This is a genomic window from Polaromonas sp. P1_G1 (genome assembly GCF_056405595.1).
In genome coordinates this window covers 104,133-125,004 of sequence record NZ_JBFUBU010000009.1, presented here as the reverse complement: position 1 = coordinate 125,004, position 20,872 = coordinate 104,133, and the positions used below count along the sequence as shown (strand labels likewise).

Annotated in this window: 20 protein-coding genes; 7 read left to right on the top strand and 13 right to left on the bottom strand. The window is 65.6% G+C overall.

What is annotated here, in order from left to right; translation table 11 throughout:
- Positions 1–79: 79 nt before the first annotated feature.
- From AC1D1Y_RS06305 to AC1D1Y_RS06290, 4 genes are all read right to left on the bottom strand, one after another.
- Positions 80–2,200 carry a TonB-dependent receptor domain-containing protein gene (locus AC1D1Y_RS06305; RefSeq protein ID WP_477681593.1) on the bottom strand — a complete coding sequence of 707 codons (2,121 nt, stop codon included), beginning with the start codon at positions 2,198–2,200 and terminating at the stop codon, positions 80–82.
- 256 nt (positions 2,201–2,456) lie between these two features.
- On the bottom strand, positions 2,457–3,713 hold the full coding sequence (locus AC1D1Y_RS06300; RefSeq protein WP_477681592.1) for an Hsp70 family protein: 1,257 nt from the start codon (positions 3,711–3,713) through the stop codon (positions 2,457–2,459).
- Entirely contained in the window at positions 3,710–4,231 is a 522-nt protein-coding gene (locus AC1D1Y_RS06295; RefSeq protein ID WP_477681591.1) for a hypothetical protein, read from the bottom strand. The genes AC1D1Y_RS06300 and AC1D1Y_RS06295 overlap by 4 nt, the downstream gene beginning before the upstream one ends.
- Positions 4,232–4,346: 115 nt before the next feature.
- Positions 4,347–4,814: a nuclear transport factor 2 family protein gene (locus AC1D1Y_RS06290; protein WP_477677833.1), complete on the bottom strand. Its 468-nt coding sequence runs from the start codon at positions 4,812–4,814 to the stop codon at positions 4,347–4,349.
- Positions 4,815–4,913: 99 nt separating this feature from the next.
- Here AC1D1Y_RS06290 and AC1D1Y_RS06285 point away from each other — a divergent pair, with 99 nt between their 5' ends.
- Complete coding sequence (locus AC1D1Y_RS06285) at positions 4,914–5,474, top strand: TetR/AcrR family transcriptional regulator (RefSeq protein ID WP_477681590.1); 561 nt, start codon at positions 4,914–4,916, stop codon at positions 5,472–5,474.
- Here the strand turns inward: AC1D1Y_RS06285 and AC1D1Y_RS06280 are convergent.
- Both AC1D1Y_RS06280 and AC1D1Y_RS06275 read right to left on the bottom strand, forming a co-directional pair.
- Entirely contained in the window at positions 5,471–5,929 is a 459-nt protein-coding gene (locus tag AC1D1Y_RS06280; RefSeq protein WP_477681589.1) for a MerR family transcriptional regulator, read from the bottom strand. The two genes, AC1D1Y_RS06285 and AC1D1Y_RS06280, sit on opposite strands and share 4 nt — an antisense overlap.
- A 23-nt stretch (positions 5,930–5,952) precedes the next feature.
- On the bottom strand, positions 5,953–6,405 hold the full coding sequence (locus AC1D1Y_RS06275) for a nuclear transport factor 2 family protein (protein WP_477681588.1): 453 nt from the start codon (positions 6,403–6,405) through the stop codon (positions 5,953–5,955).
- Positions 6,406–6,552: 147 nt separating this feature from the next.
- On the opposite strand from AC1D1Y_RS06275, the gene AC1D1Y_RS06270 reads away from it, so the two are divergent.
- Entirely contained in the window at positions 6,553–6,792 is a 240-nt protein-coding gene (locus AC1D1Y_RS06270) for a hypothetical protein (RefSeq protein ID WP_436154316.1), read from the top strand.
- A gap of 12 nt (positions 6,793–6,804) precedes the next feature.
- Here AC1D1Y_RS06270 and AC1D1Y_RS06265 read toward each other — a convergent pair whose 3' ends face one another.
- The 4 genes from AC1D1Y_RS06265 to AC1D1Y_RS06250 are packed head-to-tail and all read right to left on the bottom strand — an operon-like array spanning position 6,805 to position 9,652.
- Positions 6,805–7,110, bottom strand: a complete 306-nt coding sequence (locus AC1D1Y_RS06265) for a hypothetical protein (RefSeq protein ID WP_477681587.1) — start codon at positions 7,108–7,110, stop codon at positions 6,805–6,807.
- Positions 7,111–7,120: 10 nt separating this feature from the next.
- Positions 7,121–7,795 (bottom strand): hypothetical protein, encoded by a 675-nt coding sequence (locus AC1D1Y_RS06260; protein WP_477681586.1) that lies wholly within the window; start codon positions 7,793–7,795, stop codon positions 7,121–7,123.
- Entirely contained in the window at positions 7,792–8,826 is a 1,035-nt protein-coding gene (locus tag AC1D1Y_RS06255; RefSeq protein ID WP_477681585.1) for an MlaD family protein, read from the bottom strand. The genes AC1D1Y_RS06260 and AC1D1Y_RS06255 overlap by 4 nt, the downstream gene beginning before the upstream one ends.
- 22 nt (positions 8,827–8,848) lie before the next feature.
- On the bottom strand, positions 8,849–9,652 hold the full coding sequence (locus tag AC1D1Y_RS06250; protein ID WP_477681584.1) for an MlaE family ABC transporter permease: 804 nt from the start codon (positions 9,650–9,652) through the stop codon (positions 8,849–8,851).
- A gap of 101 nt (positions 9,653–9,753) precedes the next feature.
- Here AC1D1Y_RS06250 and AC1D1Y_RS06245 point away from each other — a divergent pair, with 101 nt between their 5' ends.
- The gene (locus AC1D1Y_RS06245; RefSeq protein ID WP_477681583.1) at positions 9,754–10,404 is read left to right on the top strand and encodes a LysE family transporter; all 651 of its coding nucleotides are present in this window, start codon (positions 9,754–9,756) and stop codon (positions 10,402–10,404) included.
- A gap of 4 nt (positions 10,405–10,408) precedes the next feature.
- Here AC1D1Y_RS06245 and AC1D1Y_RS06240 read toward each other — a convergent pair whose 3' ends face one another.
- On the bottom strand, positions 10,409–11,869 hold the full coding sequence (locus tag AC1D1Y_RS06240) for an aminotransferase-like domain-containing protein (RefSeq protein ID WP_477681582.1): 1,461 nt from the start codon (positions 11,867–11,869) through the stop codon (positions 10,409–10,411).
- Between the two features lie 191 nt (positions 11,870–12,060).
- Here AC1D1Y_RS06240 and AC1D1Y_RS06235 point away from each other — a divergent pair, with 191 nt between their 5' ends.
- Genes AC1D1Y_RS06235 through AC1D1Y_RS06225 form a run of 3 tightly spaced genes read left to right on the top strand, consistent with a single transcriptional unit; the run spans position 12,061 to position 13,656 of the window.
- Positions 12,061–12,429 carry a hypothetical protein gene (locus AC1D1Y_RS06235; protein ID WP_477681581.1) on the top strand — a complete coding sequence of 123 codons (369 nt, stop codon included), beginning with the start codon at positions 12,061–12,063 and terminating at the stop codon, positions 12,427–12,429.
- A 52-nt stretch (positions 12,430–12,481) separates the two neighbouring features.
- Positions 12,482–13,117 carry a LysE family translocator gene (locus tag AC1D1Y_RS06230; RefSeq protein WP_477652153.1) on the top strand — a complete coding sequence of 212 codons (636 nt, stop codon included), beginning with the start codon at positions 12,482–12,484 and terminating at the stop codon, positions 13,115–13,117.
- Positions 13,118–13,173: 56 nt separating this feature from the next.
- Entirely contained in the window at positions 13,174–13,656 is a 483-nt protein-coding gene (locus tag AC1D1Y_RS06225) for a RidA family protein (protein ID WP_477681580.1), read from the top strand.
- Positions 13,657–13,662: 6 nt separating this feature from the next.
- Here the strand turns inward: AC1D1Y_RS06225 and AC1D1Y_RS06220 are convergent, their stop codons facing one another.
- Positions 13,663–14,820: a PQQ-dependent sugar dehydrogenase gene (locus AC1D1Y_RS06220; protein WP_477681579.1), complete on the bottom strand. Its 1,158-nt coding sequence runs from the start codon at positions 14,818–14,820 to the stop codon at positions 13,663–13,665.
- Positions 14,821–15,045: 225 nt separating this feature from the next.
- On the opposite strand from AC1D1Y_RS06220, the gene AC1D1Y_RS06215 reads away from it, so the two are divergent.
- Entirely contained in the window at positions 15,046–15,741 is a 696-nt protein-coding gene (locus tag AC1D1Y_RS06215; RefSeq protein ID WP_477681578.1) for a C40 family peptidase, read from the top strand.
- Positions 15,742–15,873: 132 nt separating this feature from the next.
- On the opposite strand, the gene AC1D1Y_RS06210 is transcribed toward AC1D1Y_RS06215, so the two are convergent.
- The gene (locus AC1D1Y_RS06210; RefSeq protein WP_477681577.1) at positions 15,874–20,844 is read right to left on the bottom strand and encodes a beta strand repeat-containing protein; all 4,971 of its coding nucleotides are present in this window, start codon (positions 20,842–20,844) and stop codon (positions 15,874–15,876) included.
- Positions 20,845–20,872 lie beyond the last annotated feature (28 nt).

The window sequence follows — 20,872 nt, the reverse complement described above, 5'->3', positions numbered from 1 at the left end:
ACTATTTTTTACTCAATAAAAGATAGTTTTATATAGTTTGATTGCGAATCAATGAAAAATGAGGACGCGAGTCCTAAAACTAAAACGCGTAGCTGCCCATCCACGAGAGCAGCCAAGTCCGCCCCGCGGCCGGTTCAAAGTAACGGCCGTTGCCTTCGTTGACGATGACGGAACCCGCGTACTTTTTGTTGAAAAGGTTGTCCAGCCGCAGCGTGCCCAGCATCTTCCAGCCGCCCGCCTCCACGGCATAGCCGACATGCGCCGCCGCGACGGTGAACGAGGTGGCCGCGTCTGAATTAAGGTCGTTGACGGGAACGCTGCCCAGGTAGCGGGCCTCAACGCCGCCGCGCCATCCCCGCACCGGCCGCCAGCCGGCTTCGAGCGCCAGGGCCGAGCGCGCGATGCCGGGAATCCGGTTGCCCGCCGGCACCGCCACATTGGGTGTGGCGCAAGGCGTGGCCGCGCAGGTCAAAAATGCATCGCGGTAACGCGCCTCCAGCCAGGTATAGGAAAGCTGCACCAGCCAGTCGCCGGACAAGGCAAGGCTGGAGGCCAGTTCCACTCCGTGGCGCCGCGTGGCACCCGCATTCTGGAAGGTGCTGCGCCCACCCACATTGGTCTGGCTGACGATTTCATCCCGCGTGGCGGTCTGGAACACAGCCGCGCTCCACTCCAGCCGGTTGGCCGCGCCGGCCGGCGTATGCCCTTTCGCGCCCACCTCCAGGTTGTTGCTGTGTGACGGCTTCAAGCCCAGGTTGAGCCCGGTCGAGCCATCGGCGCGGTAGGCGGTCTCGTTCAGCGTCGGGGTTTCAAAGCCCTTGCCGGCGGTGGCGTACAAACGCAGGTTGTCGGCGGGCGCATACAGCAAGCCCGCTACCGGCAAGGTGGCGCTGTAGCGCACGCTGCCGCTGTCATCGCCGTTGGGCCCTGCCACGTAATGATCCGCCGAATCAAAGCGTACCGTGCTGCGGCGCAGGCCCGCATGCAAGGTCCAGCGCGGGGAAAGTTTGAGGGTGGCCTGCGCATAAGGATCCAGGCTGCTGACGCGGTTGGTTTCATCACGGCGCAGCGCGCCCTGCRCGCCCAGGCTGGCGCCGCTGAAGTTCTGAAAGCCCAGGCGCTGCTCGCGAAGGCTGTCGTAAGCCAGGCCGGCCACCAGGTCCAGCGGCAAACCGGCCAGCTGTGCCTGTGCCGACAGGCGCAGGTCCGCGCCGGCATAAGAACGGTTCAAATCGATCACGCCGCCCGGATGCAGCGGGCTGGCCTGCGCCGCCACCGGGATGGCCTGGTATTGCACCGTGGCGCGCTGGCCCTGGTAAACCATGGCGCGCAGCCGGTTGCCGCCGTCCAGCGGCAACTCGTAGACCACGCCCAGCTGGGTCTGGCGCACCGTCTTGCGGGTGTTGAACTGGGTGGCCGAGGGGTCGGCGCTTTGAGGCGCGGCATCAAACTGCGCGCGGCTGAGGCCCAGCGGGTCGTCGGCGCGAAGGTCCACATGGTTGGCCACCAGCATGAGCTGCCCGCCGTTGGCGAGTTGCCAGTCGAGGCGCGCATTCGCCAGGTCACGCCGCGCCGCGCTGTGCGCCCGGAAGCCATCGCTGCTGAATTGGCTGGCATTCAAGGTGTAGCCCAGTGCGCCCGCGCTGCCCATGGCTTTGAGGCCGCTGCGGTAAAAACCATCGCTGCCCCAGGCAAGGCTGGGCGTGAGGGTGAGCGGGCCCTGGCCCTGCTCGGTGAACACCTGCACCACCCCGCCCGAAGAATTGCCGTACAGCGCTGAAAACGGCCCGCGCAAGACCTCCACCCGGCTGGCCGAGCTCAGGTCTATGTGCGAGAGCTGGCCCTGGCCGTCGGGCATGGTGGCCGGGATGCCGTCGACATAAATACGAACGCCGCGCACCCCAAAGGTGGAGCGTGCCCCGAAGCCGCGCACCGACAACTGCAGGTCCTGCGCCTGGTTTTGCCGATCACGCGCCAGCACCCCGGGCCTCAGCGCCAGGCTTTCCGAGAGGTTGAGCTGCGCGCGGCCGTCGGCGCGAAGCCGCTCGCCGTCGATGACGTCGACCGAAGCCGGCACCTCAAAGGGCGGCAGCTCGGTGCGGGTGGCGCTGACCGTGACAGGCGCCAGCGACTGGGCCAGCGCCGTCGCACCCAGCAAGGGCGACAAGGCCAGCGCGGAGAGGCGAAGGCGGTAAGGCATGAAAGCGGGCACTCGATGGACTATGGACAAGGGCCGGGCCATCGTAGCCTGCCGCCGCGGCCCTTGCCACTGCGCGGCTGTAGGCCGGCACCGCAAAAACGGCGTGACTGCCTGGAAAACGGTTTTACCCCCTCTCCCCCTGGGAGAGGGTTGGGGTAAGGGCCAGCGCAGCGGCGCATAAATACCTACCGTCACATGCACAGGCCGCAGCCCCCTCACCCCTGCCCTCTCCCAAAGGGAGAGGGAGCAAGGCACCTCAGCCGAACTTGCGCACCGCATCCAGCGCCAGCCCGGCGCCAATGCTGCCAAAGCGGTCTCCTTCCACGCTGCGCGCCTGAGGCAGCAACGCGGAGATCTGCTCGCGCAGCAAGGGCACCCCGCTGGAGCCGCCGGTGAAGAACACCGTGTCGATATCGTCCCCATCGACGCCGGCATGCTTGAGCAGCGCCACGACGGTGCGTGACACCGTGCCCACAAGTTCGCTGATGGCGCCGTCAAAATCGGGCCGGTGCAAGGTCAAGGTCTCCCCTGGGGCGATGCGTCCCAAATCCATGATGGCTTCGGGCGCATCGGACAGCGCGATCTTGGCCGCTTCCACCTGCATGGCCAGCCAGTGGCCGGCGCGCTCGCGCACCAGGTTCTGCAGGCGATCCAGCTTGTCCTTGTCGACCGCGCCACGCCGTATGTCACTGATCTGCGTCCAGGATTTTTTGCTGTAGACCTGGTTGATGGTGTGCCAGGTCGCCAGGTTGAAGTACTGGGCCGAGGGCACCTCCAGCCCGCTCGCCAGCCGGCTGCCCAGCCCCAGTGTGGGCATCACGCTGGCCAGACTCAGGTATTTGTCGAAGTCGGTGCCGCCTATGTGCACGCCGCCGCTGGCCAGGATGTCGTCCCGCCGCTCGGCTTTTTTCGCGCGCTCGGGCGACAGGCGCACCAGCGCGAAGTCGGACGTGCCGCCGCCGATGTCCACCACCAGCACCAGCTCTTCGCGCCTGATCTGCGACTCGTAGTCGAAGGCCGCCGCGATAGGCTCGTACTGGAAGGCGATGTCTTTCAGACCGACCGCATGGGCGATCTCGGCCAGTGTGTTTTCGGCTTTCTTGTCGGCCTTGGCGTCGTCATCCACAAAAAACACCGGGCGGCCCAACACCGCGCGGCTGAAGGACTGGTCCGCTGCTTTTTCGGCGCGGTGTTTGAGCTCACCGATGAACTGTGCCAGCAGCACGCGAAACGGCAACGCGCGGCCGGCGACCTCGGTGTGGTCGTCGATCATGGCCGTGCCCAACAGGCTTTTGAGCGAGCGCATCAGCCGCCCTTCGTAGCCTGCCAGATAGTCGGCCAACGCTGCGCGGCCGTAACTCACATGCTCGTCTTCCGCATGGAAAAACACCACCGAAGGCAGCGTGGGCTTGCCGCCTTCCAGCGGCAGCAGCGCGGGGAGCCCGGGCCGGCTCCAGCCCGCCGTGGAGTTGGAGGTGCCGAAGTCGATCCCGCAGGCTTGCAGGCCGCTCACCGCCCGGCCGGCTTGGCGAAGCCGTTTTCGGCCCAGGCCACGGCGCTGGCGCGGTTGAGCTTGAAGGACGGCGCCACGCGCACCTGCGCCAGCTGCTCGCCGGTTTCGTCGGCGGCGCTGAGCAGGCCGTGCGGGTTGTCCTCATCGGGAACGATGTCCAGCGAGACGGTCAGGCGCGCCGCGTTGGCGGTCACGGTGATGCTCTGGTGCAGCGTGGCGTGCAGCTGCTGCTCATGCCTGCGCACGAATTCCGAAGCCGTCTTGACCAGGGTGCTGAAGGCCGGCCCATCCAGCGGCTTGGGATTTTTCTTGTCGCGGCCCATGGTCCAGGGGCCGACCAGCGCGGGCTCGGGCTCGCCGTCCTTGATCATCGCGACGGCCCAGCCGTCATCGTCTTCATTCTTGATGACCTTGGCCGTCCAGCCATCGCCGCACCAAAGCCGCGGCTCCTGGATGGGCGGGGTGTCATTGGGGGATTCATCGGCCAGGCCGGCAGCGGGTGTGTGGGAGTCAGTCAAAACGCGGTCACTCGGGTGGGGCGCCCCGGCAAGGGGCCGGGGGGAAATTCAGGTCACGCAGCGCCTTCAGCGGTGCGCAGGGGGACGTGGATTCTACAGCCCGACCTGAATCCCGTCACAACCCGAGGTCGCTCAGGCTTGGGTGGTCGTCCGGCCGACGGCCCAGCGGCCAGAAAAACTTGCGGTCCGCTTCCTTGATCGGCAGGTCGTTGATGCTGGCGTGGCGCACCGCCATCAGGCCGTTCTCGTCGAACTCCCAGTTTTCATTGCCGTAGGAACGGAACCAGTTGCCGGCATCGTCATGCCACTCGTAGGCAAAGCGCACGGCGATACGGTTGCCGCCAAAGGCCCATAGCTCCTTGATGAGCCGGTAGTCGAGCTCACGCGCCCATTTGCGCGACAGCAGGCCCACGATTTCCTCGCGGCCGGTGACGAACTCGGCGCGGTTGCGCCAGCGGCTTTGCGCCGTGTAGGCCAGCGATACGCGCTGCGGGTCGCGCGTGTTCCAGCCGTCTTCGGCGGCGCGGACTTTCTGTACCGCGGTGTCGTAGGTAAAGGGTGGGAGCGGCGGCCGGGTTTCCATGGTGGGGTCCTTTGGGTGAGGTGGGTGAAAGATGGTAGACAGATCTGTCTACTCGCTGCGATTCTGGCACAGGTAGACAGACTTGTCTACAATCGCGCCATGGACGTCTCCACCCCCTCCCCGCGCGACCGCATCCTGCTCACCGCGCACGACCTGTTCTACCGAGACGGCCTGCGCGCCACCGGCATAGACCGCATCATTGCCGAGTCGGGCGTGGCCAAGCTCACCTTCTACCGCTGCTTTCCCAGCAAGGACGAGCTGATACGTACCTTCCTGGATTACCGCCACGAACGCTGGATGGCCTGGTTTGTCGATGCCCTGGGGCGGCACGGCGCCACGGCGGGCGGCGGCCTGGCGCCGCTGCTGCCCACGCTGGCCGAATGGTTTGCCGACCCGCTGTTTCGCGGCTGCGCCTTCATCAACGCCATGGCCGAAGCCGGCGCCCTGCCCGGCGTGGCGCCGATCGTGCAAAACCATAAAAACGATATGCGGCAGGTGATTGCCGGCCTGTTGCCCGCCAGGCCGGGCCAGCAAGCCCTTGCCGGCGCGGCGGCGCTGGCCGTGGACGGCGCCATCGTGCGGGCGCAGATGGAAAGCGCTGAATCGGCGCTGGCGGGCCTGCGCGTGCTGCTGGATGCGCTGGATTCTCCAGCCGGCTAAGCTTTCGCGGGCCGGGGCAGTTTTGCTTTGGGCCGGGATTTGGGCGCCGGCCCCGAGGACGCGGCAATCTTCACCGTCGGCCGTTTGCCCGAGGCCACCCACTCGTCATAGAAGTCGATTTTTTTGTCCAGCAGCTTGAGCGCCAGCTGCCACTCGGCAATCATGCCCTTGACCTGCTCGCGGTGCGCCGACAGCAATGCCTGCCGTTTGCTGAGGGTGCCGCTGCCCTGCTTGACCAGCGCCGTGTATTCGCGCATTTCGGCGATCGACATGCCGGTGCGCCGCAGCCTGTCCATCAGGTCCAGCCAGCTGATGTGCAGCTCGCCGTAGACGCGGCGGCGCCCGGCGTCGCGTGCCACGCCGGGGATCAAGCCCTGAGCCTCATACCAGCGTATGGTGTGCACGCTGCGCCCGGTGCGCGCGGCGAGTTGCCCGATCAGGAAGTTTTCAGCCATGCCTGACTGTATAAAACCAGGGCTCAGGCGGCAAGTGTGGCGGACGATGACGAGGAAGGCGCCTCCAGCGCCGAACTCACCAGCGCGGTGTCGAGGTACTCCATCAAGTCCTTCATCTTCCCGTCTTCCATGCGGCAGACGTAGCAATAACGGTTGTTGTAGGCCTTGCCGGCCTTTGTCGTGACCCGCCCTTCAAATTCGATGATGACCATGTCACCGTCGGCCATCACGCGGCGCGTGGTGCTGACATAGGGCGTCGCGAACTGGGCGTACAGGGGCCGCAGCAGTTCATTGATCACCACCAGCTTGCCGCTGTAGGTGCGCGACCACGGTGTATTGCCCGGGATGGTCCATGAAAAATCGTCGGCCATGGCGTCGACAAAAGCCGTTCCATTGCCTTTGTCCAGTTCGGCCATGACCTGGCGGATGTGTTGCCTGTTGGCGTCGGTGGTGTTCGTAGTGGATGCTGTGTTCATGAGGAAGCTCCTTGAATGCCCGTCACACCGGGTGTGGGGCCCGGCAATTTGCGAGGGCTTGAAGGAATTGGAAAACCTTGAGTGCACTCAAGGTCAAGCCCCGCCATGGCAGCGTTGTTGTTTTGCAGGGCAACCCTACAATGCCCCATGAACCAGAAACGACCCGCCGCCAGCGAATGGGTGACAAAGATGCTGGCCGTGCTCAAAACCGGCAACACCTCGGCGGCATTGGCCCAGATCAAGGCCACCACCAGCAGCAAGGATTTGCGGCAACTGCATGCCGCGCTCGAGAAAGCGCAGCTGCTCAAACAGCTCGCTGCTGTCGACACCGCGATTTCCGACCAGTTGCAGGCGCTGGCCTCGCCGCGGCTCAGCCGCTCGCCCTGAGAAGACTCCCCGCTAAGCCGGACGAATCTCGAACTGGGCATCCCCCATATAACGATTCGGCCCCAAAGCCGCCGTGACAGCCGCCAATTCTGCCGCCTGCCATTGGCTAAAAACCTCCAGCTCGTCGGCCGACAGCACATCTTCCGCAGGTGATTCGCCGTAGGTGGAAACCAGCCGCATGTAGGCGGTGTACACCGGCAGCACCAGGCTTTCATGGCCCAGCGCGGCCTCCAGCGCCGTCCTGAAACGCTGCTCGGCCGCCTGCAGCTCTCCCTCGGACGCGTCTTCATAGGCGTAGAGCCTGAGCCGGTAACTCACAGGATTCCCTTCATGGCTTCACGGGCGCAGGCATGTTCTGCGTCAATTCGATGCGGCGGCGCAGACGGTCGGCTTCGGCGGTGTTGCCGCCCTGCTCCACCCTGCGCAGTTCCACGCCCAGCCATGCCAGCAGCGGGCGCCGCCAGCCCTGGGCCGAGGCGGTGTCGATCGCCTGGCTGATCACGGCCGGGCTGGCCTTGCCGGTTTGCAGCAGCACGCCGGCCGCCACCAGCTTCGACAGCGGATCGGTGATGCCGGCCAGCGCGCCCGCATTGCCGGCCGCGGCGGCGCGTTGCGATTCAGGCAGCAAGGCAATCCCCTGCGGCGGCACCCGGCCCTTGAGGTAATCGGCATAGGCCCGTTGGGCTTCGGTGGCATCGGGGCGCAGTTTTTCAAAGCCGGTGCAGGGCTCGTCCAGCACCAGGCTGGCGACACGTGTCGCGCAATGCAGCAGTTCGGCCGTGGCCAGCAGGTCGGCGCGGCCCGAGCGCGTGAGCTGGCCGCGCGCGCGCTCCAGTTCGGCCATCTCGACGCGGCTGTTGCCTTCCATATAGGCGGCGACGGAGCGGTCCATGGAGCCTTTGGCCTCCAGCTGCCAGTCCGGCGCGCGCGGGCCGCTGGAACAGGCGGCCAGCAGCCCGGCGGCGAGCAACAATGCGGCAAGTTTTGTGGCAGTGGTGCTCATGGCAGTTTCATCTCCGCCTCGCTCGCATCCTTGGCAAAAGGCCATTTTCGGCTGATCTCGTTGATCAGGCCTTCCACCTTGCGCAGGCTGGCCTCCACATCGGCGCGCAGCGCGCCCAGGTCGTCTGTGGCGACCTTGGCGTTGCGGGTCACGGCCTGGGCGTCCTGCAGCAGTGCATCGACCTTCTTGAGGCTGGTGCGGGCCTCACCCAGCATGGCATTGAGCTGCACCACGGTTGCGCGGGTTTCCGGCATCAGGCCCTTGTCACCGAAGACCTGGGTGTCGGTCTTGGCGGCCAGGCCGTCCAGCTTGGTAAGCAGGGAATTCGTGCGATCCAGCGTGGCGGCGAACTTCTTCGCTTCGGCCTCGCTGCCCAGCAGCACCGTGAGCGCGCCGCCCGGGCCGTTGAGGCGCTCAGTCAGGGTTTTGACGTTGGCCAGGCTGGCGCCCACCGCGCCGCCTTCGCCGGTCAGGGTGTTGAGGTTTTCGATCAGCTCCTTGGCCGCGGCGACCACCTTGGGCACCTCGGCGGCGGCATCGCCCAGCAGCACGGTACGCTCCGCACCCTCGGGCAGCAGCGGGTCGTTCAGCAGCCCGGTATAGGCGCGCAAGCCTGTGCCGCCGACCAGCCCGCGCACCAGCGTGAACACGCTGCTGGTACGCAGCCAGTGCGCGTCCTTGGCGGCCACGTCGACCAGGATGCGGGCCTTGCCGTCGGCGGCCAGCTCGACGCGGTTGACCCGGCCGATCGGGAAACCCGAGAAGGTCAGGTCCATGCCGACCACCACGCCGTCAGAATCGTCGGCGATCAGCACCAGGCGCTGGGTCGATTCAAACGCGCCGCGCGCATACATCACATACAGCGCCGAGCCGCACACCAGCAGCAGCATGAAGAGCAGCAGCAACCGGGCCTTGAACTCCAGGCCGGCGATTTCCGCCGGCGAGGACTCCGTCCCGCGCGAGGGCTGCAGCGGGTCCGGCCGGCCGGGCGGCGGCGCCGAGGGGTTGGGGGTGTCGTGGGGTGAACTCATGGGATGTACTTTTTTTGTTGAGTCAATAGTAATTGCCGACCAGCGAAGCCACTTCGATCAGCAAAATCACGGCAAACATGCGCACCAGCCCGCGCATCTCGGCGCTGGTGCGCACGCTGGCTTCGGACATACCGTACAGCGCCGAAGCCATCGGAATCAGCGACACGGCCAGGCAGAAAAACAAGGTCTTGAGCACAAAGATCAGCGTGACCGCCGGGCTGAACACCTGGCCGAAGAGCCGCGTGTAAGACGCCAGGCCCGAAATCGTAAAACCGTAAGTCGCAATGTAGGCCACCACCAGCGCCACCACACAGCTGAGCGCCGCCAGTGTGATGCCCGAAAACATGCCCGCCACCACGCGCGGCAGCACCTCGCGCCGCACAGGCTCGATGCCCTTGCGCCGCATTTCGTCGAGCTCGCCGCTGGCCTGCATGGCTGTCAATTCCGCGCCGTCGGGGATCGTGCAGCGCAGCGCCACAAACAGCGCCGCCGTGAGCGGGATCAGTTCCAGCACCAGCACCCGAATCACCACCTGCAGGGCATACTGCGACAGCCCGTAGCTGAGCGCCGTCACCAGCACGATGCGTGTCAGCACCACGGTCACCAGGGCGCACAGCACGGTGAACCACAAAAGAATCGGCGCCGTGTTGATATAGATGTGGCGCGCCAGGATCGCGCGGCTTTGCGGGCTGTAACTTGAGGGCGACAGCGTCAGCACCAGGATCAGCGCCCCCAGGTGCACCAGCCGCCACCACTCGATCACCCACTGCTGCGCGGCACGGCCGGTTTGCGTGAGTCGATCCTGTCCGTGTGCCTTGGATGCCATCCGGGCATGATACCCGCGGGCCTTGCCGGTTCCATGTAGGATGGCAGGCGTTTTGCCCTCCCCTCACCCCTTCTTCAGATCCCCCTGATCGCAAATACACCATGGCCCTCGACACCTGGACCGCCTACTTCCTTGCCTCCATCCTGATTGCCTTGTCCCCGGGTTCGGGCGCGGTACTGGCCATGAGCCATGGCCTGAGTTTTGGCATGCGGCGCACGCGCGCGACGATTGCCGGTTTGCAGATCGGGCTGGTCGTCATCTTGCTGGTGGCGGGTGCGGGCGTGGGTTCGCTGCTGGTGGCCTCCGAGCTGGCTTTCAGCGTCGTCAAAATCCTGGGCGCGGCCTACCTGATCTACATCGGCTGGGCGCAGTGGCGTTCATCAAACGGCATTGCGCCGGATGGCGAGGCCGGCGTTGCCGATGGCAACGGCCTCTCGGCCAGGCGGCGCTTTTTCACCGGGCTGCTGACCAATGTGACCAACCCCAAGGGCATTCTGTTCATGGTGGCGGTGCTGCCGCAATTCATCAGCCCCAGCCGGCCGCTCTGGCCGCAGTTGCTGGTGATGGCCGTGACCACGGTGGCGGTAGACACCGTGGTGATGCACGGCTATGCCTTCGCGGCCAGCCGTTTGCAAACCTTTTTCAAGAATGCGCGCGCCATCAAGCTGCAGAACCGCATCTTCGGCGGCATGCTGATGGCGGTGGGCGCGGGCCTGTTCTTTGTGAAGCGCAGCCACGCGGCGGCGCACTAGCCTCTCAAGCTTTCACCACCTGGGCCGAGACGATGGCTRCCAGCGTGCGCAGCGCCTCATCGGCCTGGCTGGAAAACGGCGCGCCACAGCTGATGCGCAGAAAATTGTCGAAGCGGTTCGAGTTGGAAAACATGGAGCCCGGCGCGACGCGTATGCCCTGGCGTATGGCCGTGTCGAAGACGGCTTGCGCCGAGGTACCGGCCGGCAGTTCCACCCACAGCATCATGCTGCCCCTGGGCACCGACAAGCGGGTGCCAGGCGGGAAATGGGCCGCGATGGCTTCGGCCATCTGCTCGCGCTGCGCGTTGAGCATGCGGCGCAGCCTGGCCATGTGGCGGTCATAGGCGCTGGAGGCCATGAACTCGGCCACGGTGTACTGGGCCAGGGTTTCATTGGCGCGGCTTTGCGCGTACTTGATCATCTGGATGCGCGCCTGCCAGCGGCCGCCGGCGACCCAGCCCAGGCGCAGGCCGGGCGCCAGTGTCTTGCGCAGCGAGGCGCAGTAAATCACCGAGCCATCGTGGTCCCAGGCCTTGGCGGCCTTGAGCGGGACATCGTCGGGGCCCAGCGCGCCATAGGTGTCGTCTTCAATCAGCGCGATCTGCTGGCGCTCGCACAATCGCACCAGTTTTTCTTTTTCGGTGTCGGGCATGACGCTGCCCAGCGGGTTGTGGAAGTTAGGCATGACCACCACGGCGCGAATCCTGTCGTGGGTGCTCAGGGCCAGGTCCAGCGCCTCGACGGAAATGCCTTGCTGCGGGCTGGTGGGAATCTCCAGCGCGCGCAGGCCCAGGCTTTCGAGGATCTGCAGCAGGCCGTGGTAGGTGGGGGATTCCACCGCGACGGTGTCGCCGGGCTGCGCCACCGCGCGCAAGGCAATGTTGAGCGCCTCTATGCAGCCGTGGGTCACCAGGATGTCCTCGGGCGACAGTTGCATGCCGGCCTCCAGCGCGCGTTTGGCCAGCACCGCATTGAGCGGTGAATCGTGCAGGAAATCGGGCGCGCTTACCAGCAGGAAGGGATGCTTGCGCAAGGTCCGCGTGGCGGCGTTCTTGAGCGCCTCGGCGGGGTACATCTCGGGCGAGCCGTAAGTACCCGCCAGGTTGGCGACCAGCGGGTAGAAGTCGCATTTGGCGACAAAGTCGGAGACGCGGTCATGGATGCCGACGTACTGGGCCGGGTCCAGCTTGCGGCCGAACTCGGGCTCGCTGGGCGGCTGCAGGTCGGTGCGCCGCCGCTTGAGCACAAAGTAGCCGGACCGCGGCCGCGCCTCCAGCAGGCCTTCGTCTTCCAGCGTGTGGCAGGCCTCCACCGCGGTGGAGAGGCTGACCTGGTGCAGCCGCGTCAGCGCCCTGACCGAAGGCATGCGTTCGCCGGGCATCAGCACGCCGGACTGGATGGCCTGCCGATAGTGGCTGGAAAGCCGCAGGTAAAGAGGTTGTTGCGTCAGGGGTAACACGTCCATGGCTTGAATGATCCGTGAAGGGGCTGCGGCGACACAGCCACAGATGGGGCGAAATCAGACCATAACAGATAGAAAAAAGACCTTCTGTACCGATACAGAAAGGCCTTGTGTGCATCTGTCGGGAATTCGGCGCTTTCCTTAATCTTGCAGCCATGCCCTCCCCAGTTCACCAACCTTGCAATGGAGCCGCCATGGAACACTGCTTTGCTTCCCGCCGCCTTGAACTTGACGCAGGTGAATCCCTGTTCTTCCACAGCAAGGCCGGCAGCGCGCTGATCAGCACCTCGGGTACGCTGCTAGTGACGGGCGCGCCGCGCTGGCTGGGCGAACAGGTCGTTTGCCATGACGCGGTGCTGGAGGCGGGACAAGCACACACCGTCAACCAGGACGGCTGGATCACGGTGACCGCCCAGCACGGCGGCGCGGCCTGCATCGTGAGCCAGCCGGCCCGCGTTCCGTTGCGGGAGGCGCTGGCAGCGGCGAGMAAAAAATGGCTCAGCCGCCTTTCAGGAATCACACTGGCCGCGCGCGGCCGATACCGCAGCGCCAAACCGGTTTAAAGCCGGCACGGTAAATTCGACCTTCATTCCATCCCTCTTTTCACCCACGCCCATGACCACCTCCGCTTGGCTACTGTTCATCACCATTTCACTTGTGACCGCGCTCAGCCCCGGGCCGGGCATTTTGCTGGCGGTATCCAACGCCGTGGCCTGGGGGCCGCGCAAGACGCTGTGGAGCTCTTCCGGCAATGTGCTGGGCGTGTTTTCGGTGTCGGCCGCGGCCATGGCCGGCCTGGGCACTTTGCTGCACACCTCGGCCTGGCTGTTCGCGGTCCTGAAAACCGTGGGCGCGGTTTACCTGGTCTACCTCGGCTGGCGCCAGTGGACCAGCAAGACTTCGATGTTCGACGCGCCCTTGCCGGAACAATCGCTGCCGGGCAAAAGCAATGCCGCGCTGTTCCGCCAGGGCCTGCTGGTGGCGCTGACCAACCCGAAAAGCATCCTGTTTTTCACCGCACTGTTTCCCCAGTTCATCCATCCCGAAGCCCCGGTGCTGCCGCAGTTCCTGGCGCTGACCAGCGCGTTCGCCGCCTGCGTACTGGTCTCGCACATGGCTTACGTGCTGCTGGCGCGCCACACGCACCGCTGGTTCGGCACGCCACGCCGGGCCCGGGTGTTCAACCGCATCTGCGGCGGCGCCTTCGGCCTGCTGGGCTTAAGCCTGCTCCGGCTCAAAAGCCCCAGCTGATTCCCCTGGACTTCTGCCTTCCCCTCTATATATAAACACCCCAAGAAAGCCCCGCCATGGAAGATTCACGCGACAGCCGTTTTGCCGCCCAGGAAGCCGCCCTCGGCTACAGCTTTGAAGGCGAGATCAAGATAGGCGGCAACTATGTGTCCACCCTGAGGCACGGCGACACCGTCTACGTCAGCGGCCAGGTGCCGCGTGTGGGCAGCACGGTCGTGGTCACCGGCCGCGCCGGGGCGGACGTATCGCTGGCCCAGGCCCAGCTGGCGGCCAGGGTCTGCGCCATGCGCGCACTGGTGCTGCTGCGGCAAAGCCTGGGCAGCCTGGACCGCATCGGGCAAATCCTGCGCGTCACGGTCTACACCCAGTCCACGGCCGACTTCACCCAGCAAAGCGAAGTGGCCGATGCCGCGTCGGAACTGCTGTATACGGTGCTGGGCACGGCCGGCACGCATACGCGCACCTCGGTGGGCGTGGCGCAGTTGCCCAAGAACGCGGCGGTCGAGCTGGACCTGATTGCCGCTGTCATGCCCAACTAGGCGGATTTAATTCCCCGGCAGCAGGCGAATCAACTTGCCGTTGCTGTTGTCGGTCAGCACATAGAGCAGCCCGTCCGGGCCCTGGCGCACGTCGCGTATGCGCTCGCCGAGTTCGGTGAGCAGCTTGTTTTCGCGCACCACCTTGCCGGCGAAAGGCGCCGAGAGTTCGATGCGGTCCAGGTAGCCGAACTTGAGTGAACCGACAAACAGGTTGCCCTGCCAGGCCTTGCCGTAACGCTCGCTCGTCAGGAAGGCCATGCCGGAAGGCGCGATCGAAGGCACCCAGTAATGCAGGGGCTGCTGCATGCCGGCTTTTTCGGTCAGGCCTTCGCCAATTTTGCCGCCGCCGTAGTTCTCGCCGTAGGTGATGACGGGCCAGCCGTAGTTGGCGCCGGCCTTAGGAAGATTGATTTCGTCGCCGCCCTGCGGGCCGTGTTCGTGCATCCAGAAGCTGCCGTCGGGCGCCAGCGTGGCGCCCTGGGCATTGCGGTGGCCGTAGCTCCAGATTTCCGGCAGGGCCCCGGCCTTGCCCACGAAAGGATTGTCCTGGGGGACGGTGCCGTCCTTGTTGATGCGCACGATCTTGCCGTGGTGGTTGCCCAGCGCCTGGGCGTCTTCCTTGCGCGAAAAGCGCTCGCCCAGCGTCAGGAAAAGCTTGCCGTCCGCGGCGCCCCCGGCAGCCCGGCTTTCGACGATGCGGCAGCCGAAGTGCGAGCTGCTGGCCACCTTGGGCTTCTGGCTGAAAATGATCTTGAGGTTCTCGAGCCGGCTGTCGTCTGCGCTCAGGGTCGCCCGCGCCAGTGCGGTGCTGTTGCCGCGGCCTGCGGGCCCGGGTTCGGAAAAGCAGAAAAAGACCGTGCGGTTGCGGGCAAAGTCGCTGTCGGTGACCACGTCGAGCAGCCCGCCCTGCCCGCCGGCGGCGATCTCGGGCAGTCCGGCCACCGGCAGCCCCAGCTTGCCGTCAGCGGCGATGACCCGCAGCCGGCCCGGGCGCTCGGTCACCAGGAAACGGCCGCCCGGCAAAAAAGCCAGGCCCCAGGGGTTTTGCAGGCCGGCCGCCACGGTTTCAGGGCGCACACCTTGCGCCTGGGCGGGCAGGCTGGCCAGGAAAGTCGCTATCAAAACAAGAGCGAACTTTGCAGATACAGCTTTGGGAAAGGGCATATTTCATTCCTTAAATTTGTGCGGGAGCCGGCAGCCACAAGTCTGGGCACCAGACCCGCGAAAGGCGGTCCGCCAATGCGCCTTTTTCATATGCAAACATAGCACCTGAATCGTAAAAAGGGGTTTTCCCGTAGATAAACTCGTTACAAATCAAGGGTTTGTAAAGCTTATCCAGAAGCCACTTGAGGTTGACGTAGGACAGATCTGTCAAGTATCCTAGGCGCCATGCGAAAAATTGCCCCTGCCCTCATCATTGCCTCTGCCGCCCTGCTGGCGGCGGGCGTGCACGCGGCACCGGGCAGCTCTGGCGACGACATGGACAAGTTGCTGGCCGACAAGGGCTTGCTCACCAAGATTGACCACGTTCGCCAGAACGTCAGCAACAAGGCTTCCGAGCTGGTGGTCAACGCCATGGGTTTCCTGGGGGTTCCCTACAAGCGCGGCGGCAACACGGTGGAAACCGGCTTTGACTGCAGCGGCTTTGTGCGCGCCATTTACGAACAAAGCGTTGGCCTGCTGCTGCCGCGCCGCGCCGAACAACAGGCCGCGGCCACCCAGCGCATCGACAAGAACGACCTGCAGCCCGGCGACCTGGTGTTTTTCAACACCATGCGGCGCGCCTTCAGCCATGTCGGTATTTACGTCGGCGACGGCAAATTCATCCACTCCCCCAAGCCCGGCGCCGAAGTGCGCGTCGAAAGCATGGGCGTGAGCTACTGGCAGCGTCGCTTTGACGGCGCCCGCCGCGTCACCCCGCAAGGCAACACCGCGCCGGAAACCCAGCGCACGGCGGCACTGTCGGTGTCCCAGCCTGCGACGGCCGCAACCCCCGAAATCCAGGCCGTGCAAACCACCGCACCGCAGCTCGCAGCCAGCCTGCAGGCGCAGCAGGTGATGCAGCAGGAACAATACCGGCGCTGAGCGCCGCTCACAAAACCCTCCTGGCGTTGTTGCACCGCCTTGCCGGGCTGGAGCCCTGTCTGCGGCGGTGCGCCTAGCCAGGACCGCTTCGCTGGGCTTTGTGAACGGCGCTTCGCCTTTTTTTTCTTTCTCTTACTCCTTCTCGCGCTCGTTTTTCGGCGACATGTCGAGTTCCACGGCTTGGCCGTTGTCGATGGCCTCGCCGGCGCCGGACGGTGAACTCCGGACCGTGCGCACCTCGGTGTCCGCCACCAGGCTGGCAGCCTGGGCCAGCTGAAGCGCAGGCTGCTCGGCCGGGGTGCCTTCCACCAGATTGCTGCCGGAAGGGATCACGCGGTTGTTCTCGGTGTTGGACGACAGCTGCTGGTTGCCCTGGGGTTTGCCGTTGACGTTGACCAGGCCGCCGCCCGAATTGGTGACCTGCCCGAAATTGCCGCTGACGCTGCCGCTGCCCGCATTCATCGTGACCTGCGAGGACGAGCCGGAGAGCTGGGCCTCGCCCACGGCGGCCACCGTCACCACGGGCGCCACGACGTTGGCGACCACYGAGTCGCCGGCCAGTGAGGCGGAGCCCGTGGCCACCACCACCACGTTCACGTCGCCCTGCGGCGCCTGCACGACCACGTTGTTGCCGCTGATATTGCCGCTGACGTTGCCGGTGCTGCTACTGACCGTCACATTGCCCTGGCTGGTGGTGGTRCCGCTSAYGTCRCCCWGCGCCTGCACGACCACATTGTTGCCGCTGATGTTGCCGCTGATGTCGCCGGTGCTGCTGCTGACYKKCACATTGCCCTGGCTGGTGGTGGTGCCGCTCACGTCGCCGACGGCGGCCACCGCCACCTCGCTGGCGGTGACGTTGGCTGAGACATCGCCGCCGCTGGTGACCTGAACGGCGCCCTGGCTGATGGTGGAGCCGCTCACGTCGCCGCCGGCGTTCAAGGTGTTGGTGGCGCCTGCGTCTTGGCCGCGCAGGGTGTGGTTGCTCAGTGCGACATTGCCCAGTGCGTCGATGCCGTATCCCTTGACCCACAGTGTGCTGTCCAGGCTGAAGGCGTTGGAGACCACCTCGAACTGGCCCAGCGCATTGGCCTCGGTGCCGCCCGACAGCATGTGCACGTTGCCGCGGCTGGCGCCCGAACCGGCGACCAGGCTCAGCGCGCGGGCTGTGGCGCCGGCGTTCTGGATGTCGCCGTTGAGGGTGATGTCGGCGCCCAGGGTAGCCAGCGTCGTATCGCCCAGCAGGCTGACCGGTGCATTGAACACGATGCCGCCCGCGCCGTCGGCCGTCACCGTGCCGGCGATGCCGGAGCCGCCCGCGCCGGCATTGAGCGCCAGGCTGTGCACAGTGCTGTCGCTGAAGTAGAAGTTGTAGGGGTTGTTCACCACCACGTTCTCGCCGTAGGCTCCGGCACCCACGCGGATGTTGGCGCCGTTGCCCGCGTTGCCCATCGCCGTGCCTATGGACAGGGCCTGGGTGCCGCCGCCCAGCAGGCTGCCGATGCCGACGTGGAAATCCTGTGTGGCCTGCGCGCCGTTCCAGCCCTGCACATAGCTGGAGGCCGAGCTGCCCAGGTTGACGGCGTAGTCGTAGGCGTTTTGCTGCGAAGCCTGCAGCCAGGTGTACTGGTTGTTGTCGCCCGCCGCGCTGGCGTTGCGCACCGCGAAGTCGAAGCCGGCGATGCTGAGCGCACCGAAGTTGCGGCTGGCCGACTCGTCCTGCAGGTAGACCGGGTTGCGCTCGGTAAACGTGTTGTTGCCCGCCACCGTGATGTTGTTCATCTGCTGGTTGTAGAAGCGGTTGGCCTGGTAAAGCGCCAGGCCGCCCCAGGCGTTGTTGCGCGTGGTGGAATTGCTGACGGTCACATTGGCGCTGTCGGTCAGCTGGATGCCTGCCCCCTGCGTGCTGCCCGCGTCGTTGCCCACGGGCGCGCCGTTGGCCGTCACATGGTCGATAACGGCGCCATCCACGCCGTTCAGGTCCAGTTCGGCCCGGCCCGCGCCGCGGCTGGTGACGTTGCGGATGGAGAAGTTGTGCAGCCGGGCCGATGCCCCGCCCACGGGCGCCACCTTGATGCCATAGGCCGAGGCCACGTTGGCGCTGGGGCCGTAGAGCGTGAAGTCCCTGAGCGACACGTTGTCGGCCGTCACGTTGATGCCGTAGCCGCTGACGTTATGCGCGTCGATCACGGTCACGCCCTGGCCTGAACCGGCCAAGGTCACGCCGCGGTCGACCACCAGCGTGGAAGGCTGCAGAAAGGTGCCGCCGCCCACGTTGACCGTGCCGCCGGCGACCACGGCATTCACGCCGCGCTGGATGCTTCCGCTGGCCTGCGTGACGTAGACATTGCCGTCCGTCCAGGTCACCAGGCCGCGCCCGGTGGTGTCCAGCGCGTGGGTCACGCGGTCTTCAATGGCGAAGCCGTCGGCCGCGCCCACAAAGACGGCGCCGCGGGCGTCGACCGAGGTGTTGTCGACCACGATGTCTTGCCCGTTGTTCTTGAACTGCGTCCCGGTGATGGTGACGCTGGTTTGTCCGCCATTTCCGTTTCCGTTTCCGTTGTTGCCGTTTCCGTTTCCGTTTCCGTTTCCGTTTCCGTTTCCGTTGTTGTTGTTGTTGTTGTTGCCACGGCTCAGCGTTTCAAAGCGTATGCCGGCATGGCTGGAGTCTTCGATGCTGCCGCCCGAGATATTCACGCTTTGCAGGGTGGCCGGCGCGGCGGTATAGCTGCTGTCACCGGGGATACCGCGGGTCTTGATCACCACCGCCGCGGCCGTCGCGTCGCCCGAACTCGCGCCCGAGTTTTTGACCACTACATTGTCGAAATTGATCGAATTGAAAGCGTCGTACTTGAGGTTGATATCTATGCCCGCGCCGTAGCGCTGGTGCAGCGACGATGAAGGCGGTGCACCGTAATTGCCGGCGTTGCTGACAGTGACGTTCCTGAGCGTCAGGTCGTTCGCGGTTTCAAGGTAAAAGCCCTTGAAGCTCGGCCCGTCCACCGTGACGTTCTCGAACAGAGCGTTGCTGAAAGAGCCCGTAGCGACCGGGTGGCCACCCACCATCTGGTAGTTGTTGTAGGTCTGCACGCCGATCTGTCCGCCGGTGATGCTGCTGTTCAGCATGCGGAAGTTATCGGCCCGGGTCGTCGTGCCGTTGCGCATACCGGAGGTGTTGTTGTTGAAGGCGACTCGATTGACCGTCACGTTGCTGGAAGTTCCGTCTATGCGCAGGCCGTTGCCGTAGTTGGCGATCGACAGATCGGAGACCGTGACGTTGGAGGCGTTGTTGACGGTCACCCCGTCACCGACGCCCGCCGAGGCGGCCTGCAGCACCGTCTGCCCCGCGCCTGCGCCATCCAGCGTCAGCGCTTTGGTGATGCTGACGCCCCCGGTGTAGGTGCCGGCCGCGACGTTGACCGTGCCGCCCGTGACCACGGCGTCCACACCACCCTGGACGCTGCCCAGCGGCGTGAGCGCGCTGCCCTGCGCGCCGCCGGAACCCGTGGTGGCCACGTTCACGTGTGTGCGATTGGATGAGGTATAGCCCTGGTCCTGCACCGACCAGCCGCCGTTGGCGGCGCTCAGGGCGAGCAGTGCCTGCTGCCAGGCCAGGGTCGGGCTCGCGGTGATCGGGTTACTGCGGATGGTCGAGCCGTCCACGTAGCCGTTCAGATGCAGGTTCAGGCCCCACTCGTTGCCCACAGCGCCCTGGCTATTGCCGGCCATCGTGATGCCGCTGCCGTCGGTGTACTGCACCGAGATGGCGCTCTTGGTGTTTTCAATGCGGTTGCCGGTGACGCTGCCGGTGTTGCGCCCGTCGATCAGGATGCCGTTGCGCACGTCATGGATGTTGTTGTTGGCGATGGTGAAGCCGGTGACCCCGTTGGCCACCGCGATACCGCGGGTGATACCTGCCCAGGGGTAAGTGGTGTAAGGCCGGTCCACAGGCCCGGCGATCTCCAGGCCCGTGACCGTCACGTTGTTGGCGGTAATGCCTATGCCGTTCAGCTGGTTCGGGGTGTCGGGCACCACGATCTTCGCGCCCGGCAGGCCGGTCAGCGTGAGATTGGCCTTGTTGAGTGCCACCTGCTCGGCATAGCTGCCGGCATGCACGTCCACGGCTGCGCCCGCGCCGAGCGTGCCGGTCTTGGCGATGTTCACCGCATCCTGGATGCGTGCGCCCTGGTAGACGTCAACCCGGTTGGAATTGCCGCTGACGCTGGACGCCTGCAGCGCCGACTTGAGCACCACCGCATTGCCGTTCACGACAATCGCATTGCTGGCCTGCTGCACGCCCTCGAGGTTGATCACGCCCGACAGCAGGTTGGCCGCGTCGCCCACGCCCAGCCGCAAAGTCGCGCCGTCCAGGCTGGCGCTGGCCGTGTTGGACACGTTGATGCCGGTCGCCCCGCCGGCGATGGCGAACTCATACAGGCCGCCGTTGAGCGAGACCGTGGCGGCCGTGGCGCCGGCCAGCGCGATGGTGCCGCTGGTGGCGCTGATGCTGCCGTGGTTGGTGACCGAAGGCGCGACCAGCGCCACCAGCCCCGCGCCCTGCACGGTGATACCGCCCTGGTTCTCAATGCTGCCGGTGGCGCCCGTGATCTGAGCACCGCCGGTGCTCATGAAGTTGCTCACGTCAATGTTGCCCGTGGTCGCGATCAGCGAACCCACGTTCACCACGGCGGTTGGCCCGAACATGATGCCGTTGGGATTCATCAGCATCACCGTGCCGGTGGCCGACAGGCCGCCCAGGATTTGCGAAGCGTTGGTGTCGCCGGTGATGCGGTTCAGGATGGCCCACGAGGCATCAAGCTGCCTGAACTCCACCGTCTTGCCGAGATCGATGTTGAAGGTCCCCCAGTTCAACACGGCCCGACTGGTGGTCTGGGTGATGGTCATCTGGTTGCCGGACACCGAGCCCGAAGCGTCGCCGCGAAACACCGTGCCGTTTTGCGGCAAGCCCGCCACGCCCGCGATGTCGACGGTCCAGCCCGGCGGCGCGAACAGCAGCGCCGCCGCGGCGGGAAGGGTTTTCAGCGCAAAAGACGGCCGGCGGCGGGACGGAGGGCGCAGGCCTTGCGGATGGGACTTGACTTGCATGAAATCACCTCTTGAGAACAAAGACGGC

Bases quoted from the DNA above. Each gene is read 5' to 3' on its own strand.
- AC1D1Y_RS06290 (WP_477677833.1), bottom strand. From the start codon at position 4,814: ATGGAAACCCGGCCGCCGCTCCCACCCTTTACCTACGACACCGCGGTA.
- AC1D1Y_RS06285 (WP_477681590.1), top strand. From the start codon at position 4,914: ATGGACGTCTCCACCCCCTCCCCGCGCGACCGCATCCTGCTCACCGCG.
- AC1D1Y_RS06280 (WP_477681589.1), bottom strand. From the start codon at position 5,929: ATGGCTGAAAACTTCCTGATCGGGCAACTCGCCGCGCGCACCGGGCGC.
- AC1D1Y_RS06275 (WP_477681588.1), bottom strand. From the start codon at position 6,405: ATGAACACAGCATCCACTACGAACACCACCGACGCCAACAGGCAACAC.
- AC1D1Y_RS06270 (WP_436154316.1), top strand. From the start codon at position 6,553: ATGAACCAGAAACGACCCGCCGCCAGCGAATGGGTGACAAAGATGCTG.
- AC1D1Y_RS06260 (WP_477681586.1), bottom strand. From the start codon at position 7,795: ATGAGCACCACTGCCACAAAACTTGCCGCATTGTTGCTCGCCGCCGGG.
- AC1D1Y_RS06255 (WP_477681585.1), bottom strand. From the start codon at position 8,826: ATGAGTTCACCCCACGACACCCCCAACCCCTCGGCGCCGCCGCCCGGC.
- AC1D1Y_RS06250 (WP_477681584.1), bottom strand. From the start codon at position 9,652: ATGGCATCCAAGGCACACGGACAGGATCGACTCACGCAAACCGGCCGT.
- AC1D1Y_RS06245 (WP_477681583.1), top strand. From the start codon at position 9,754: ATGGCCCTCGACACCTGGACCGCCTACTTCCTTGCCTCCATCCTGATT.
- AC1D1Y_RS06230 (WP_477652153.1), top strand. From the start codon at position 12,482: ATGACCACCTCCGCTTGGCTACTGTTCATCACCATTTCACTTGTGACC.
- AC1D1Y_RS06225 (WP_477681580.1), top strand. From the start codon at position 13,174: ATGGAAGATTCACGCGACAGCCGTTTTGCCGCCCAGGAAGCCGCCCTC.
- AC1D1Y_RS06220 (WP_477681579.1), bottom strand. From the start codon at position 14,820: ATGCCCTTTCCCAAAGCTGTATCTGCAAAGTTCGCTCTTGTTTTGATA.
- AC1D1Y_RS06215 (WP_477681578.1), top strand. From the start codon at position 15,046: ATGCGAAAAATTGCCCCTGCCCTCATCATTGCCTCTGCCGCCCTGCTG.